Origin of the sequence: Pedobacter sp. HDW13, from assembly GCF_011303555.1 — a bacterium.
In the GTDB taxonomy this organism is placed as follows: Bacteria; Bacteroidota; Bacteroidia; order Sphingobacteriales; family Sphingobacteriaceae; genus Pedobacter.
Window position 1 is genome coordinate 2,272,975 of record NZ_CP049868.1, and the last position, 18,612, is coordinate 2,291,586.

10 protein-coding genes are annotated in these 18,612 nt (G+C 37.9%); 4 read left to right on the plus strand and 6 right to left on the minus strand.

Annotated elements, in window-relative coordinates; translation table 11 throughout:
* Positions 1-47 precede the first annotated feature (47 nt).
* On the minus strand, positions 48-1,046 hold the full coding sequence (gene nadA, locus G7074_RS09560) for a quinolinate synthase NadA (protein ID WP_124558945.1): 999 nt from the start codon (positions 1,044-1,046) through the stop codon (positions 48-50).
* A gap of 450 nt (positions 1,047-1,496) precedes the next feature.
* On the opposite strand from nadA, the gene nadB reads away from it, so the two are divergent.
* Together nadB and G7074_RS09570 are read left to right on the plus strand one after the other, a co-directional pair.
* Positions 1,497-3,083, plus strand: a complete 1,587-nt coding sequence (gene nadB, locus G7074_RS09565) for an L-aspartate oxidase (protein ID WP_124558944.1) — start codon at positions 1,497-1,499, stop codon at positions 3,081-3,083.
* A gap of 59 nt (positions 3,084-3,142) precedes the next feature.
* Positions 3,143-3,655, plus strand: a complete 513-nt coding sequence (locus G7074_RS09570; protein ID WP_124558943.1) for a gamma carbonic anhydrase family protein — start codon at positions 3,143-3,145, stop codon at positions 3,653-3,655.
* Between the two features lie 106 nt (positions 3,656-3,761).
* Here G7074_RS09570 and G7074_RS09575 read toward each other — a convergent pair whose 3' ends face one another.
* The 5 genes from G7074_RS09575 to G7074_RS09595 all read right to left on the minus strand — a co-directional run bounded on the left by G7074_RS09575 (position 3,762) and on the right by G7074_RS09595 (position 14,149).
* The gene (locus G7074_RS09575) at positions 3,762-5,408 is read right to left on the minus strand and encodes an Ig-like domain-containing protein (protein WP_124558942.1); all 1,647 of its coding nucleotides are present in this window, start codon (positions 5,406-5,408) and stop codon (positions 3,762-3,764) included.
* Between the two features lie 121 nt (positions 5,409-5,529).
* Positions 5,530-7,392 carry a tRNA uridine-5-carboxymethylaminomethyl(34) synthesis enzyme MnmG gene (mnmG, locus tag G7074_RS09580; RefSeq protein ID WP_166208133.1) on the minus strand — a complete coding sequence of 621 codons (1,863 nt, stop codon included), beginning with the start codon at positions 7,390-7,392 and terminating at the stop codon, positions 5,530-5,532.
* A gap of 145 nt (positions 7,393-7,537) precedes the next feature.
* The gene (locus G7074_RS09585; protein ID WP_124558940.1) at positions 7,538-9,400 is read right to left on the minus strand and encodes an ABC-F family ATP-binding cassette domain-containing protein; all 1,863 of its coding nucleotides are present in this window, start codon (positions 9,398-9,400) and stop codon (positions 7,538-7,540) included.
* Between the two features lie 840 nt (positions 9,401-10,240).
* Positions 10,241-10,678 (minus strand): rRNA maturation RNase YbeY, encoded by a 438-nt coding sequence (gene ybeY, locus G7074_RS09590; RefSeq protein WP_166208136.1) that lies wholly within the window; start codon positions 10,676-10,678, stop codon positions 10,241-10,243.
* Positions 10,679-10,831: 153 nt separating this feature from the next.
* Positions 10,832-14,149: a DUF4175 family protein gene (locus G7074_RS09595; RefSeq protein ID WP_166208139.1), complete on the minus strand. Its 3,318-nt coding sequence runs from the start codon at positions 14,147-14,149 to the stop codon at positions 10,832-10,834.
* 272 nt (positions 14,150-14,421) lie between these two features.
* Here G7074_RS09595 and G7074_RS09600 point away from each other — a divergent pair, with 272 nt between their 5' ends.
* Both G7074_RS09600 and G7074_RS09605 read left to right on the plus strand, forming a co-directional pair.
* Entirely contained in the window at positions 14,422-15,927 is a 1,506-nt protein-coding gene (locus G7074_RS09600) for a family 16 glycosylhydrolase (protein ID WP_124558937.1), read from the plus strand.
* A 277-nt stretch (positions 15,928-16,204) separates the two neighbouring features.
* Positions 16,205-18,574: a phosphocholine-specific phospholipase C gene (locus G7074_RS09605; protein ID WP_166208142.1), complete on the plus strand. Its 2,370-nt coding sequence runs from the start codon at positions 16,205-16,207 to the stop codon at positions 18,572-18,574.
* Positions 18,575-18,612 lie beyond the last annotated feature (38 nt).

Below are 18,612 nucleotides of genomic sequence, written 5' to 3' on the forward strand. Positions count from 1 at the left end.
TTAAATAAACCTATCAGGTTTTAAAAACCTGATAGGTATGTGATGTATTATAAACCCAGTTCTGCTGAAATATCCAGCATTCTTTGGATCGGTTTACGGGCCTGATCAATAATATGCTCAGGTACAGTAACTTCCGGATAACCATTCTTAATACATAAATATAGTTTTTCCAGCGTATTTCTTTTCATATAAGGGCAATCGTTACAGGCACAACTGTTATTTGGCGGGGCCGGAATAAAGGTTTTTGACGGATTTGCCTTTTCCATCTGGTGAATAATGCCACTTTCTGTAGCTACAATAAATTCCGTAGCCGGGTTGCTAATTGTATATTTTAACAAACCAGTAGTAGAACCAACATAATCAGCCATTTTTAAAATCACTTCCTCACATTCCGGGTGTGCAATAAATTTAGCATTCGGATGGCGTTCTTTAAGTTTTGTAATTTTTTCCTGCGAGAAAATTTCGTGTACCATACAGGCACCGTTCCACAATACCAGATCCCTTCCTGTCTTTTTAGCTACATAAGCACCTAAATTCCTGTCGGGGCCAAAAATTATTTTCTGGTCTTTAGGCAAACTCTGCACAATTTGCACCGCATTGGTACTGGTACATACGATATCACTTAAAGCTTTTAATTCGGCAGTACAGTTTACATAAGTGATTACCAGGTGATCTGGATATTTTTCCTTAAATTTCTTAAATAAGTGAGGTGGGCAACTATCTGCTAACGAGCAACCTGCCTTTACATCGGGTAAAAGAACCTTTTTATCAGGCGATAAAATCTTTGCTGTTTCGGCCATAAAATGCACACCAGCAAATACAATTACATCAGCATCTGTTTTTGCAGCTTCTTGCGATAAACCTAAACTATCACCAATATAATCAGCAATATCCTGAATATCAGGCTCTTGATAGTAATGTGCAAGAATAATTGCATTCTTCTCCTTTTTTAATTTCTCAATCTCGGCGAAAAGATCGAGCGTAGGATCAATTTCTTCTTCTGCGAAACCTTTTTTATTGATTTCTTCTAAGACATCTATGTTCATTATTAAATTTTCCTTTTTTGAATTTTGACGTTGGTCAAAGATAAAGCTTTCCACGTCTCAATAATTAATAAGTATTTTTAAATAAATAATTCTTGTTTGTTTATTAGTGTGTTAATAATGTTGGCAAGTTCAGAAAATTCTTTCTTTAAGATAAGTTATTAATCGTTTACTAACATTTAGATTACATTTATCTAATATCATAGGTTTGATTTTCAGGCTAATCGAAAATCGCTTCAATTTTTATCAATACTGGAATGTTAATTGTTTATAAGTGGGGAAAAAGTTAATTACTTGTATAAAGCTGGTTAAAAATTGCTCAAAAGATTGTGGCAAATTGTGTTTTTAGAGTAGCTTTAAACATTCAAATTTATTTGTTAGGATTATTTAGACATAGAGTTAACACTTATTCAATAGTTATTAACACCGTGGATAAAGTAAATGTTTTTATTAATGAGAAAAGTAGATTTTCTGGTAATTGGCTCTGGTATAGCGGGTTTGAGTTTTGCACTTAAAGCTGCAAAATTTGGTAAGGTTTTAATCGTCACTAAATCAAATGAAGACGAATCGAACACAAAATATGCGCAAGGCGGTGTAGCTGTTGTTGTGGATAAAGATGATTCTTTTGAAAAACATATTGATGATACGCTGATTGCGGGTGATGGATTATGCGATCAAAAAATTGTGGAAATCGTTGTAAAAGAGGGGCCTCAGCGAATTCAGGAAATTATAGATTATGGTATAAACTTCGATAAGGATAACTCAGGTTTTTACGATTTGGCGAAGGAGGGAGGGCACTCAGAGCACCGTGTTTTGCACTATAAAGACATTACAGGTTATGAGATTGAACGTGTTTTATTGAAGGAAATTCATGCCAATCCGAACATAGAGATATTAACACATTACTTCGCACTGGAGTTAATTACCCAGCATCACCTGGGTGAGTTTGTGGATAAACGTACTGAAGATATTAACTGTTATGGGATATATGCCTTTAACACAGAGCTTAACGATGTGGAAAAGATTGTGGCAAATGTGACTGTAATGGCTTCGGGTGGTGCAGGCCATGTGTATTCAGCCACTACAAATCCGGTTATTGCCACAGGCGATGGAATGGCGATGGTGTACCGTGCAAAAGGAAAAGTGAGGAATATGGAATTTATTCAGTTCCATCCAACTGCTTTATACCATCCGGGTGAGTATCCTTCTTTCTTAATTTCAGAAGCTGTACGAGGCTTTGGTGGTGTTTTAAGACGTAAGAATGGTGAAGAGTTTATGCACGAGTACGACGAGCGTAAATCGCTTGCACCGCGTGATATTGTAGCCAGGGCGGTTGATAATGAAATGAAGAAATCGGGCGATGACTTTGTGTACCTGGATATTACAATGCGCAAGAAGGCTGATATTTTGAAGCATTTTCCTAATATCTATGCCAAGTGTTTATCTATAGGTATAGATATGACTAAAGATTATATCCCGGTTACGCCAGCTTCTCATTATATGTGTGGTGGTATATTGGTCGATGAATATGGGCGTTCGTCTATCAAAAATTTGTATGCCTGTGGCGAATGTTCTTCAACCGGCTTGCATGGAGCTAACCGTCTGGCTTCCAATTCTTTACTTGAAGCTACTGTGTTTGCACACCGCATTTATCAGGATGCAATAGAAAATTTTAAAGATAATGTTATACCAGAGAATATACCGGAATGGGATTCGAAAGGTGTCACGCAAAGTAATGAAGATGTTTTGGTTACGCACAATTTAAGGGAATTGCAAAAAGTGATGGGCGATTATGTGGGTATTGTGCGTTCTGATTTCCGTTTGGAGAGGGCACATCGCCGCTTATTTTTAATTTACCAGGAAACGGAAGAATTTTACAAAAAGAATAAGGTTTCGGTTAAGCTTTGCGAATTGCGTAATGTAATTCAAACGGCTTACCTGGTCATAAAATCGGCCATGCAACGTAAGGAAAGCAGGGGCTTACATTTTACCACAGATTACCCTGATCATGCGAAAGAATTAACAGACACTATTTTTTAAATGGTCTATACGGGACTTTTATAAACTTACATTTTCCATAATCCAACTTACATTATATTATGCCTTTAATATTACCAGTAAAAGATAAACACCCACAAATTGGAGCAGATAATTTTATTGCAGAAAACGCCACTATAGTAGGCGATGTTGCAATGGGTGATAAATGTTCAGTTTGGTTTAATGCCGTGATTAGGGGCGATGTAAATGCGATTACAATTGGTAACGAAACCAATATCCAGGATGGTGCTGTAATTCATGCCACTTATTTAAAAGCATCTACACATATTGGAAACCGTGTTTCGGTAGGTCATAATGCTATTGTACACGGTTGTACTGTACATGATCATGTTTTAATCGGCATGGGGGCAATTGTAATGGATCATGCTGTAATTGAGGAGTATTGTATCATTGCTGCCGGTGCTGTTGTGCTGGAGAATACAATATGCGAGAGTGGACATTTATACGCTGGTACACCTGCAAAAAAAATAAAGCCCATTACCGAAGAGCAAAGGGCTTTATTAAATAAGTTACCAGATAATTATATCATGTATTCGGGCTGGTTTACCACATAATACACGTCATATTAAGGGAAGCGCAGTAGAGAAATCTATTAACTAAACTAATAGATTTCTCCGCTACGGTCGAAATGACGGGTTCTTCTGGGATGAGAATATACTTTTAAGGCCCTTTGGGTGGTGCAGGTATCACCAAAGGATCTTCGCGTTCCCAGTTGGGTTTTAAATCCATTAATGCCTTTAAATACCATACTTTTTCTGGCTGAAAACCTTCTTTTACGTTTCCGGTATCCCAGATTCCATTCTTATTGTCATCGTAAATTACCCTTATCATGTATTTGCCAGCTGGGTATTTGGAAAAGGTAATTTTCTGATTTTTGGCTATTGGGAATGATTTGATAATATCTTTTTTCTCGTTTAGAAACTGTACAACATAACGTTTACTTGTATCGGGTACGGTAACATTCAGTAACAATGTGGTGTAAGCATCTCCGCTTTCAAGATTAAAGCGCTTGTTTATCTCTTTATTTTTGGCATTAAAAATGGCTGTAAAAGCACTTGCACCTAATTTTAAATCGTAAGTCTTTTTAACCTTCCAGGGGTACTTTATATAGTATTTAAGAAAGTCTACACTGTCTTTTATTACTTCAAAATTATTCCGTTTTACTGAGTCTTCGAGCAAGATTATTTTAGTTGGATCGGCTCCTGTTACCGGAAATGGAAAGGTGAGGGTAAGTTGTTGGTAGGGATTAAGTTTGCCACCTAACAGGTTGTCGCTAATGGTCACATCGCGTGTGTAGGTATCTTTCTTGCCACGGGTAAAATTTAAGGTTTGCAGTAGCTTTCCCTGATCGTTAATAGCCACTTTTACCGAATCAAAGCTCATATCATTGAGCCATATTTTAGTTGTATCGTTTGTTTTGTTAAAGAAAACTTTCTTACCTGCGTCGAGTGCAGCTGGCTCTGTAATGGTAATTTTAGGGCTTTTAAGCTGCTGATTAAAGGTAATAAGTAAACTACCATCATTATTCAGTTTTCGCTCTAAAACGCGAAATTCGGGGGCTAATTCTTTAAAAATCTGTAAATCTATATTTTCCAGGTTTTTATCAATTACTATTGGCTCCTTTGCAAAACCAATTTCATCCGAAATTTGCTGGTATATTTTATCTCCGCCACCACTGTTTTCTTTAAGTGCGTAAACCTTATAGGTACCTTTACGAAGATTATTTAATTTATAGGTTCCCGCACTATCAGTAGTGGTGTAAATAGATGGACGTTTCTTTCCAAAAAGCGTGTCGCGTTCAATAGGGAGAATAAAAACCGTTACATCTTTTTCAGGTTCGTCGCTAAGTGAATTGATCACTTTACCGCTTACTGAAAGCGAATCGATTTCAGGGCCCGTAGAAAAAACGTATGATAAATTTTTAACCACGTTTCCTTCGTTTACATCGGCTACCGATTTTCCAAAATTTAAAGTATAGGTTGTATTTTTCTCTAAAGAATCCTGAAGATTAATTTCTAACCTTTTTCCGCGCTTTTTCAATTCCGGTGCTTTTTCCTGATCGGGAGAAATTGAAAATTCTTTGAACTCATCTTTTAGGTTAAAATATTCGTCGAACTCGATGACGATTTTTTTTGCATTAAAATTTCTCGTCTGATTTTTTGGAGTCATACTTAAAACTTTTGGCGGTGTAGTATCTTTCGGTCCACCCTGAGGTGTTTGTATACTTGCACAACCAAAAAGCAGGAGCAAGGTGGATATAACCGCTAAATTTTTAATGTTAAAATACTGTTCTTTTAAATTTGGCATATTTTAATCGTTCTGACGGATTTTTATACTTTTTGGAGCTGTGACATTAAAAAAAGTTTTTTATCGTTTATATGGCTTTATTTAAAGTCGATTTTATTTTAGTTAAGTTACTGATTGTCAGTTATTTATTAATATAAACCATTAAAACAGAGATATCTGATGGAGAAACCCCTGAAATCCTCGAAGCCTGACCTAAAGTTCTTGGTTTTATTTTAAATAATTTTTCGCGCGCTTCTTTTGAAATAGAAACAATTTTATTGTAGTCGAAATCTGGCTTAATTTCTTTGTCTTCCATTTTTAGCATTTTGGCTACAATTTCATTTTCCTTTTCAAAATAGCTTTCGTATTTAATTTTAATTTCAGCTTGTTCGATGGTTTCATTGTCCAGTGTTTTTGTAGCTTCAGCCAATGGCTTGCTTACCTGAATGATATCTTGTAAACCAACATGCGGTCTTCCAACCAAGCTGTGAATTTTTACATTTTGGTTGAGTGAACTCGAGCCTAAACTTTCGAGCATAGGATTTGCATCGGCCATTTCAATACCCTGGCTTCTGGTGAATTTTACCAACGCTTCGGCATTTGCTACTTTTTCATTTACCTTAGCTAAACGCTCATCTGAAATTAAACCAAGCTCATGACCGATAGGAGATAATCGGATATCGGCATTATCTTGTCTCAATAACAAACGGTGTTCTGCCCTTGAGGTGAACATACGGTAAGGTTCTTCAGTTCCTTTTGTAACTAGGTCGTCGATTAAAACACCAATATAACTTTCTGATCTTTTCATAATCAGTTCGTGTTTGTCAGTGATTTTTTGATGTGCATTTATACCAGCCATGAAGCCTTGACAAGCTGCTTCTTCATATCCGGTAGTTCCGTTTATTTGTCCCGCTAAAAATAAATTGCTGATCAATTTAGTTTCTAAGGTTAAAGATAATTGAGTAGGTGGGAAGAAGTCGTATTCGATGGCATAACCAGGTCTGAACATTTTGGCTTGCTCAAAACCTGGAATTAATCTCAATGCTTTAAATTGTACGTCTTCAGGAAGTGAGGTTGAAAATCCATTTACATAAATTTCGCAGGTGTTCCATCCTTCAGGTTCAACAAAGATCTGGTGTCTGTCTCGCTCTGCAAATCGGTTAATTTTATCTTCTATTGATGGACAATACCTCGGACCTAAACCTTTAATCCTACCTGTAAACATGGGCGATTTTTCGAAACCTTCTTTTAGAGTTTCGTGTACATCGCTATTGGTGTAGGTAATCCAGCAGCAGCGTTGATCGCTTGAAACTTCAGTATCTGTGTAAGAAAACTTGCCTGGATTTTCATCTCCCCACTGCTCTTCCATTTTAGTATAGTCTAAGCTTCTACCATCAACACGGGGTGGGGTACCGGTTTTCATGCGGCCTGCTTCCATACCTAATTCTACCAATTGTTCGGTAATTCCGGTTGAAGATTTCTCAGCTGTTCTGCCTCCTCCAAATTTCTTTTCGCCAATATGGATGGTTCCGTTTAAGAATGTACCATTGGTTAATACTACAGCAGTACTTTCTATTTCGATACCTAATGATGTTTTAACGCCATATACGGTATTATCTTTTACGAGTAAACCAACAACACTATCTTGCCAGATGTCGAGATTTTTTGTTCTTTCCAAAGCTAAACGCCACTCCTCAGCAAAGCGCATTCTATCTATCTGGGCTCTTGGGCTCCACATAGCAGGGCCTTTAGATTTATTGAGCATTCTAAATTGAATGGTTGATTTATCAGATATAATACCTGAATAACCACCCATAGCATCCACCTCACGAACAATCTGTCCTTTGGCAACACCACCCATTGCAGGGTTACAACTCATTTGGGCAATGGTGCCCATGTTCATTGTAATTAATAAAACAGATGATCCTAAGTTGGCAGCAGCAGCGGCAGCTTCGCAGCCTGCATGGCCTGCACCAACAACAATCAAATCGTATTTTGAAAACATTTTATTTGTATTTTATTAATTGTTCCACGTGGAACAATTCTGTTTTTTATCTTAAAAAGGGTTGGAGGTAATTTATCTTGTTCTCCTTTATGCTAATGTTCCACGTGAAACATAACGTGGAAAACTACTTTGAATTACTTCTATTTTATTCTGAAAGCTCAAGCCAGCGCATGGTGTAATCATCGAGCTTAGTTTGTAGGTTTTCAATCTCTGCTGATACTTCCTGTATTTTGGTATAGTCGGTAGTATCAATGCTGTTTAAGATTTGGCTTAGTTCAGCTATCTTACTTTCCGTTTCTTCCATTCCTTTTTCACTTTCTGCTAATTCTTTCTGCTCTTTGAAACTTAGTTTTTTTATAGCTTTAACAGGTATTTGTTCTGCAACCGGGGCAGGAGCTTTTTTAGTTTCTGCTTTTGTTTTAGGTTGTTCTAAACTTAGGCGATACTCTGAATAATTGCCGTTATAAATTTTAACTACTCCTTCGCCTTCCATAATAAAAAGCTGATCGCTCATTTTGTCGAGCAGGTACCTGTCGTGCGAAACCAGCATTAATATGCCTGGAAAATTTTCTAAAAATTCTTCCAGTACATTTAAGGTGTCGATGTCTAAGTCGTTTGTTGGCTCATCCAGAATCAGGAAGTTCGGGTTTTGCATTAATACCTTCATCAGGTTCAAACGTTTCTTTTCACCACCACTTAACTTCTCTACCATGCCATGTTGTTTCTTTGGTGGGAAGAGAAAAAGGGTAAGCAGGGCAGAAGCAGTGATTACTGAACCATCGGCCATTTTAATATATTCGGCATCTGATTTTACAATATCAATTACACGTTCTTTCGGATCGAAAGTTAAACCTCCTTGCTTGTAATATCCGAATACTGTTGTTTCTCCGGTATCAACCTTACCGCCTTCTGGTTTTAAGTTGCTGGTGATTATATTTAAAAGTGTCGATTTACCTGTTCCATTTTTACCTGCTAAACCTATGCGATCGCCTTTTTTAAAGGTATAGCTAAAATCATTGATAATAGGACGACCATCAAAGCTTTGTTTAACATGCTCCAGTTCGATTATCTTGCCGCCCTGGCGCGACATCTTCATTTTTAGGGTAACACTTTGATTGTCAGACTTTTTCTTTGTTTTTTCTTCTAAATCATAAAAAGCATCGATCCTGGCCTGTGATTTTGTTGCACGAGCCTGTGGCATGCGTCTCATCCACTCCAATTCTTTCTTTAATAGCTGTTGGTTCTTATGTAAAACCGTTGCATCTAACGCTTCTCTTTCGGCTTTCTTTTCTAAAAAGTAAGCATAGTTTCCGCTATAATTAAAAATCTTTCCGCGGTCGAGTTCTACAATGGTATTACAAACATTGTCTAAAAAGTACCTGTCGTGCGTAACCAAAAGAATGGTTTTCTGTCCGGTAGTTAAAAGTTTTTCTAACCACTCAATGGTATCGATATCCAAATGGTTGGTTGGCTCATCGAGTACTAAAATTTCAGGGTCTTCAATTAATAGTTTAGCTAAAGCCAAACGTTTCTTTTGTCCGCCCGAAAGGGTAGCTATCTTTTGCTGAAGATGGGTAATGCCCATTCTGTTTAGAATAGTCTTTATCTCATGTTCATATTCCCAGGCATTATGCTCACTCAACTCTTCGTATAAACGGTTAAGTGTTTTTTCGTCTGGATTAGGGTTTTCAATTAATTCCTCATACTCTTTAATGAGTTGTTGTTGCTTATTTTCCAGTGAAAATATATGATCACTAATAGAAAAACCTTCAGTAAACTGAGGTTCCTGGTCTAAGAAGCCAATTTTTACAGCTTTATTTTTTACAATTTTACCTTCAAGCGGAGGAAACCTTTCGGCAAGTAATTTCAATAATGTGCTCTTACCTGCGCCATTAATACCAACCAACGCTACGCGCTGTCCGGAGTTAATACCCAGGGTTAAATTTTTAAATAACCACTCGTCATGATAACCATGTCCTAAGCCTTCTGCCGCAATTAGTGTGCTCAATTTTTTTGTATTTCGGATTTATAAAAGAAAATTAGTGCAAAGGTAAGTATAAATTACTTGCAACGGCATATTCATGTTTCAAAGCTGTTCTGTATCAGTTAAAAATGGCAGAAGATTGATGGATTTATGTGTTGGTAGGATAGTCTTTTTATGCTTATAAAAAGAAAACAGCGGTAGGAATCGCTCCACCGCTGCTTCAATCATTAACTAAAACTAAACTTTATCTTGTTTGATATATAGGAAATTAACCCGAAATATCAGTTATAATCATTTTCTGATGGCATTCATCGGGTTTAAGCCAGTTATTGCCATTTCTATAGATAAGACTGCTGAACAGACAAAAAGTTGCAGAGAGATAGGATGTATTATACGAGTAAAGATTAATTATCGACGAACGGTCGTAACTTTTAGACGAACGCTGATGATAGCAGGGAGTATTATCCTTGCTTAGGAAGAAAAACTGGATAAATGAAAATAGTTATTACCTAAAATGGGAAGGAGTAATATGTATAAGAGATTCTTCGTTGCAATACCATTGAAGTTATTAATAAGTAATAAGCGATTTATTTAATTATGCATTTCCACGTAACAAGGCCATAGCATCATATCTCTGTTCTACTCAAATCCGGCCTAACAAATTTTTCGGGCTCCACTACCCAGCAATCCTACTGGCTTCGAAAGAAAAATTTTCAGCCGGTGGTTTTTGTTTCTTTTTGGCAGCAAAAAGAAAGAGCCCTTCGGCGGCGGCGAGCCGAGGATAAGCAATAGAACAATAAAAAATCAATTAAACGTCAATCATATTGATTTTTATAAAATATATTATACCTCAGAATGACAAGTTTAAATAAGGCCTGCCTCAGCTCTGTAACCTAAATACTCATCCTCTTTTTGGGTCATAAGGGCCTTGGCAGCCTTTCCTTTATCTTTATAGCCCAATAAATGCAGTGTTCCGTGCATCATAATGCGGCAAACCTCATCAAATGCCGAAGTTTTGAAAGTAATGGCATTCTCTTTAACGCGTTCAATGCTGATGAAAATATCACTTACAATCAATTTTTCTTCGTCAGAATTATCGAAAGTGATAATGTCAGTGTAGGTATCGTGGCTTAGGTATTGCTGGTTAATGCCTAGCAAGTATTCATCACTACAGAAAATAAAATTAAGCTCACCCAATTTAAAGCCTTCTTTTTCGATGCTAGCTTTAAGCCATTTCTTGATTTTAAGTTTTTGCGGGAGGTTATAAGTTACTGATTCTGTAAAAAACGATATGGCAGCCATGTTGTAGTGTTTTATGGGGGCAAATTTAATAATATTCTATTAGCCTTTGAAGTAGGTAACAGGTTGTTTTCTTAAGCCCGGTGATGGATTAATTATAAATACAAGCAACAAATTTTAATTATTAATTAAGATACTCTGAAATAGATTCGGTGTTTACCGCACCAAATTCAACGATTTTAAATACTCGGCTATTTTGATTTTATAATAATAATTTAAAGTAGGAGGTAGTTTTTGCAGCATATCGGTTCCATTCTGCTGTTGTTTCTGGTAATCTTTAAGCATTTTCTGGTAAGAAGGTGGAAATTCTTTAGCCGCTTTACTTTCGCGTTTAGAATCTTCTTCCTGGTCGCGTTCGGCCTTTTCTGCTTCCAATAGCTTAGTAAGCAGCTCTTTTTGCCTGTTTAAGGTTTCCTGTTGCAAACGTTTATTAACCAGATCGCTCTCCGTTTGTTTCATTTCCATAATGGCTTCGTTGAGGTTACCCATTTTACCTGTACCATCCTTATTCTCTTCGCGGTTAATTTTTTCCAATGCCTGGCGGATCATTTGCTGCTGCTGTGCCATTTTACCAAACTCCTGGCTCATTGGACTCTTGCCAACAGTACCTTGATTACCGCCTTGTTTCTGCATCTGATCTCGGGCTTTCTGCATGCTTTTATTCAGCTGATCCTGCATTTGCGAAAGCTGTTTCATACCCTGTTTCTGTTTTTTACCACTACCACCTTTGCTGTTTTTCTGCATGTTTTGCAGCTGGTTAAGGGCTTCGCTTAACATCAGGGTAAGGTTATTGATAGAAGTCATGGTAAACTGCTGAAAACGATTAGCCTCGGCTGTTCTTCTATCACCCAGGCTTTCTAAACTCTTATCGAGGTTAAAGTTAATTTTATTCATTTCATCATTAACCGTCGATTCGATTTGCGGAACACGCTTGCTTAAGCTGTAAAGACTATCGGCAATGGTTTTAAGGTTATCTTTAATACTGCGTTGCTTTTGTACATTGCTGGTATAAGCCGGATCAGCAGCAGTCATTTTTTTAAGGGCCAGCATTACTTTTTCCTGATCGAAGGAAGTGGTTAAGAGGTTTTCTAGTAGCCTGCGCAACTCTTTCGCATTCAGGTTATTTTCCATCTCTTCACCCTGTTGTTGCATATCGCTCATTTTTTTCGAGAGCTTTTCCATTTGATCTGCCGCTTTCTGCTGTTTCTGGCTGGCATTTTTCGAATCTTTCTTATCTAAGGCATCCTTACTGTCTTGCTGCTCCTTTTGAATATCTTGTACTTCTTTTTCGGGGTTTTCGAATGGGTTAGGTCTTTCGAGAGATTGGTTTTTTTCTTCCAGCTTTTTCAGATCGTCTTTAAGGTCTTTCATTTCCTTGTTCAAAGCATCCTGTTTCTGCTTTAAGGTCTCGTTATCCTGTTTTTTATTTTGGGTTTGCTGTGCCAGTTCTTTTTGCTCTTTAGCCAGCTCGTTTAAACGGTTAATATCATTTTGAAGCTGCTGCTCAAATTCAAGCTGTTTATAGAGTTCTAAAATTCTATCCAGCTCATTTTTAAGTGTTTTATTATCCAGCTGCATTTTAGAAAGCTCATTTTGAGTCTGATCTTTATTTTTCTCATTCATCAGATTCTGAAGCTTTTGTAAAAGTTCTTTAGTTTTTTCGTCTAAAACATTATCAAACAGGTCTTTAATCTGTTTTTGCTTTTCCATCAGTTCTTCGGTTTGCTTTTGGTCTTCCTGCTGCTGAATGTTTTTCTCGTTTTGTTCTTTAATCTCTTTTACGGCCTCATCAAGCTGTTTTTGTTTATCCAGGAGGGCTTCAATTTGTTTTTTATCTTCGAACGAAATCTGTTTTTTATCAATGAGACTTTCAGCCACTTTCTTACTTTCCTTTTCGATAGTATTGGCTAAACGGATAGCTGACTGCATCTTTTGTTTAAGGGCCTGACTGTTAGCACTAACCTGCTCAGCAGTTTCTTTTTTGGTGGGCTGTTTAAAGGTTTTTCTTTCCGAACGGGTGGTTTTGGCACCATTAACACCGTCGTTGTCAGCTACTTCGAAATAGTATTCAATTTCCTGTCCGGGTTTGGCAGCAACTGTTTTAATATCCCAGAAATAAAAAAAACTATTTTCTGTGGCATTGCTCTTGATTGGGATATTTTTGGTCACCGAGCTTACAATCCGGTTGTTTTCTTTAACACTGTATTTAAAACTGAGGCGGCTAAAGCCATAATCATCACTTACCTGGCCATTGAAATACAGCGCTTTGTTACTTACCGAATCGGGTTGCTCTTGTACATTAATGCCCGGAGCCTGATCTTTAATTACGGTAATCTGGTGCGAAAGTGAATCGCGAAGGGTTACAAATTCGTTTTTAGGTGTAATGCTGTATTTCGAATTATTTTTAATGGTGGCACTAAAGGCAGCAATATCATCATCAATTTTAAGTGTATTTTCGGTTCCGTTTAGCATAAACAGGAGCACACTGCTTTTTTCTGTCCTGAAATTCCAGCTTACTTTCGTGCCTTCTGGCAAAAGGATATCGCCAACATTTGAAATTGTTTCAGCTTTTTTGCCTAGATAGGATGGGAAGGTAAGGGTGGCAGTTGCATTTAACAACTCAGGACGGGGCTTAACTGTAACCGTAAATGTTGAAGAACTAAAACCGCCACCTTTAAAAACCAGTTTTTTATCGGTCTGAATATTTTTAATATGGTAATTGAACCTCGTGGTACCGTCTTTTTCGGCCTTGTAGGTATTTTTTCCATCTTCTACATACACTTCGGCTGGTAACTGGTCGCCGGTTAGTTTAATATTTAGCGTAACATCATCACCTTGTGTAACCGTTAGGTTCTTATTTAAAACGGTAAATGCAAAAGGTGCTTTGGGTGCAATGTATTCATCGTATTTAAAGAAACTGTTCGTTCCTTCGCGTAAAATGGCCGGAGCAATAATACCGATTAAAAGGATAATTGAAAGTGGAACAAACAGGTATTTTAAATATTTACGGTTGTCGTTTATACTTATTGCGGTGTAAAACGGAACGGGTTTGAGTTCTAATATTTTTTGATCGATACTGGCCAGGATTAGCTGGTTATTTTCGGGCGATTTTTCTGAAAGGTGGTGGAGTTGTAAAGTATTGAGCAGTTTATCTTTAATATCAGCAAAATGATCGCCAATAATTACCGATGCTTGATCAAGAGATAAGTGCTTGCCCAGTTTTAGCATCGATAGGATTGGTTTTAGAATTAAAAAACCAATCAGCAGCAAACTGGTAAGCAGGTAGGCAAAGAAAAGGAAGGTTTTAAAACCTGCACCGGGATTTAAATAATACAGGCTTAAAAACACGAGCAGATAGAGCCCTAAAAGTATAGCCGCAACATAGATACTACCGCGTAAAATCTTATTCAAATAAAATTTACGGATAAACTCGTCTATCTTCCTTAATAAGTCGTTGTAGTTATTGCTCACCATATCACTGTAAATGTAAAAATAGTTACAATCAATTGAAAGAAATCTGTAAACAGGATAACGTGTTTATTACAAATTGGTTATCTGTTATTTGAAAAATTAGCTAGTATTGGTGAATTCCATGATTAGGCGCGGTAGAAAAAAAATTATTTACGATTAAAAATACTGATCTGGATGGCTAGGCTTTTGCTTTATTTATAATATAATGGTTACATTAACTTTAATTTGTTGTCGGTGTAAAAATCTACTTTTGAGTTTTTACCAAGAATCAGGATATGAAACGTGTATTTATTTCGGCCATTATGGTTTTCATTTTTACAAGCACTTTTGCCCAAAAGTTTAACTGGAACAAAAACCAGATAATTGCACACAGAGGTGCATGGAAAAAGAATAATTTTCCGCAGAATTCGATTGCGTCGTTAAATGAGGCGGTAAAATTGGGTTGTTATGGCTCTGAATTCGATGTATGGATGACGGCCGATAATGTTTTAGTTGTAAATCACGATCCCGAATTTCAAGGTTTAAATATCGAGAAAGTAAATTATGCAGATTTGCTGACCAAAACCATGAGCAATGGAGAGAAGATCCCCACTTTAGAAGCTTATTTGCTTGCCGGTAAAAAACAAAAAACAACCAAGCTTATTCTGGAGATAAAGCCATCGTTAATAAGCAAAGAACGAGGAATTGAAGTAACGAATAAATGTGTGGAGATGGTGCAAAGGCTGAAGGTGATTGAATGGACAGAATACATCAGTTTTGATTACGATTACTGCAAACGCATTTTGGCGCTGTTACCAAAGGCAAAAGTAGCCTACCTGAAAGGAGATATTAGTGCCGAACAAATGAAAGCCGACAGGTTAACAGGGGTAGATTATCACTACAGCGTGTACCAGAAAGACAACTGGATAGAAAATGCACAAAAACTCGGACTTACTGTAAATGCCTGGACTGTTAATACGGTACCGGAGATGCAATGGCTGCTGGCACACCAGGTTGAATACATAACTACTAACGAACCCGAATTACTCTTCGAAGAAATAAAAAAAACACCCTTAGTTAGTGGCTGGAAATTAAAATGGAGTGATGAATTTAATGATGCAGGCCTAGCCTTAAGCAAGAACTGGAGTTACGATGTTGGCGGTAAAGGATGGGGAAATAATGAATTGCAATATTATACCGATGCAGATAGTACGAATGCAGTAGTTAAAAAAGGCAATCTGAATATCACAGCAGTAAAGGCCGATAAGGAAAACAATCATTACACATCGGCCAGGCTGGTAACCAAAAACAAATTCGATTTTAAATATGGCAGGGTAGAAGTAAGGGCCATGTTGCCGAAGGGACGGGGTTTATGGCCTGCAATTTGGGCGCTACCTACCAACGCGAAATATGGCGGCTGGCCAAAAAGCGGCGAAATCGATATTATGGAACATGTAGGTTATGATCCCGACAGTGTGCATGGTACCGTGCATACTGAGAAGTTTAACCACATCATTAAAACACAGGTTGGTAAAGCTTTAAAAGTAGCCAACCCATACACAGCCTACCATGTTTATGCAATCGAGTGGTTTACCGATAGAATAGACTTTTTTATCGACGATGAAAAATACCTCACCTTTAACAATACTAAAAAAGGCGCGGGCGATTGGCCCTTCGACCAGAATTTCCATATTATTTTGAATGTAGCCGTTGGCGGTGGCTGGGGCGGAAAAAAAGGAGTAGACGATGCTATTTTTCCCGCAACCATGAAGGTTGATTATGTAAGGATTTATCAGAAATAATGTAAGATGTTGTAGGTATGATGGAGGATGGTTTGGTTCATTGGTAACTGCCAGCTGAAAATTGTTCTATTGCCTGGGTTAACTGGTTAATTGTTTAAACTGGTTAACCGAATACTGCCAACTGAAAACTGCGTTGAGATGAGCATCTTACCTGGCTTTGGACTCTGGTTTAAGCCCTTCGGAAAGAAAATTGGTAAACTGAAAATTACAAACTGCTATCTGAAAATTGCCAACTGAAAACGATAACTTGCGATATCTAAGCTATATTGTATAATTTATGGACTCACGTAGAGAATTTTTAAAAAAAGCGGCCTTGTTTGCCGGAGCCACTGGCACGGCCAACACCCTGCCCAGTTCGGTATTAAAAGCCATGGCCATTAACCCCGAGCCTGGCACTACATTTTACGATGCCGAACACATTGTTTTCCTGATGCAGGAGAACAGATCGTTTGATCACATGTTTGGTAAAATGAAAGGTGTACGAGGATTTAACGATCCACACCCGCACATTCAGCCCGATGGCAACAAAGTTTGGCTGCAGAAAGACGGGCAAGGTTACACCTATGCGCCTTTTCATGTCGACATTAACAAAACAAAAATTACCTGGCAAGGTGGTTTGCCACACTCGTGGAATGATCAGGTAGCAGCGCGCAACGGTGGACGTTATGATAAGTGGCTGCCGGTTAAAACGCCGATGACTTTGGCCTATTACGATCGGAACGATATTCCTTTCTATTATGCCATGGCCGATGCTTTTACCATTTGTGATCAGCATTTCTGTTCGTCGTTAACCGGAACCACACCTAACCGGCTGTTCTTTTTTACCGGTACAGTTCGTGGCGAAAAAAGTGCAAACCGGGTTGCTGTAGTTAATAATGATCAGGCTGAATCGCAAAACAATGTGTTTGTAGATTGGCCAACTTTTCAGGAAACCCTGGAAGATAATGGTATCGACTGGCGTATTTACCAGAATGAACTCTGGACTTCTAAGCTACCCGAGGGTGAGATAGATGATTGGTTGGGAAATTATGGTGATAACCCGGTTGAATATATCAGCAGGCATAACGTAAAATTATCGGCTTATTTTAGAAAAAATGGTGATAATACCGTTAAACCGCCTCTAACTGCTAAAGAAGTTCAGGAGAAATATGATAAACTTTCTCAAAAGGAAAAGAACCTGGTAGATAAAGCTTTTACTACCAATATTTCTCAGAAAGATTATCTGGAACTTGAGCCTTTTACTTTTAAAAACGATCAGGGTCAATCTGAAACCATTAACATTCCGAAAGGAGATATTTTCCACGAGTTCAGAAAAGATGTTGATACGGGTAAACTGCCTGCTGTTTCATGGTTGGTGGCGCCACAGCGCTTTTCCGACCATACCAGTTCGCCATTGTATGGTACCTGGTACGTAAGTGAGGCTTTGGATATTTTAACCAAAAACCCAGAGGTTTGGAAAAAAACAATCTTCATTTTAACTTATGATGAAAATGATGGTTATTTTGATCACCAGCCGCCATTTGTTGTACCAACTCCTAACGATCCTTCAACCGGAAAAGTATCAGAAGGCATAAACTATGCAACTGATTTTGAAGCCAGAAAGGGAAGTCCCATTGGTTTGGGGTACCGCGTTCCATTGGTGGTAGCTTCGCCGTGGAGCAAAGGCGGCTTTGTAAATTCGCAGGTTTTCGATCATACCTCGTCGATAATGTTTATGGAAAAATGGCTGGCCAAAAAAACAGGTAAGGCTATAAAAAGCGAGAACATTAGCGATTGGCGCAGAAACATCTGTGGCGATTTAACTTCGGTATTCAGACAATATAACGGCGAAGCAATCTATTCGCCTGATCCTTTAAAAAGGGAGGCTGTAGTAACCAGCATCGGTAATGCCAGAAATAAGCCTGCACAGGTTGGACCAACAGCATTGAATAAAACTGAAGTAGCTAAAATCAATAAATTTGAGTCCTTTTCACGTGAAACATCGAGCCATGCACCACGTCAGGAAAGTGGGGCTAAGCCCGCTTGCGCATTGCCTTACCATTTAATGGTTGATGCAGCGCTAAATAATAACACCTTAGAATTAACTTTTCAATCGGCAAAAACTTTGTTCGGCAATGCTACCGAAACTGTTGGTGCCCCCTTTAACATGAATACCATTGCCAAATTTAAAGGGGTTGCAGGTAAAACCTGGGCCTACGCAGTAAAAGCTGGCAATGTTTTAAAAGACAGCATTGATATCGCTGATTTCGATAACGAAATTTACGATTTGGCTATAAGTGGTCCCAATGGTTTTTACAGGAGCTTTGCTGGTAGCAAGAAGAATCCCGCCATTGCAATAAAGGTAAATCCCGAACAAAATGGCCTGGTAACTAAAAAGCTGAGCGGTAACCTGGTAATTTCTATAGAAAACAAAAGCACTACTGCAATCACCGTTCAAATTACCGATAATAAATACAAATCGGCACCTAAAACTTTAACAATTAAGCCCAAAACTAGCAGTAATGTAGTTTTAAATCAGGCAAAAAGTGCAAATTGGTACGATTACAGCGTTACACAGGCAGGTAATCCGGTGTTTAAACATCGTTATGCCGGAAAAATAGAAACCGGAGAAATTACCCAAACAGATCCTTACATGGGTAACGTATAAAATATCCCCAAAAAGGGGGATCGCTTTTGAAAGAAATT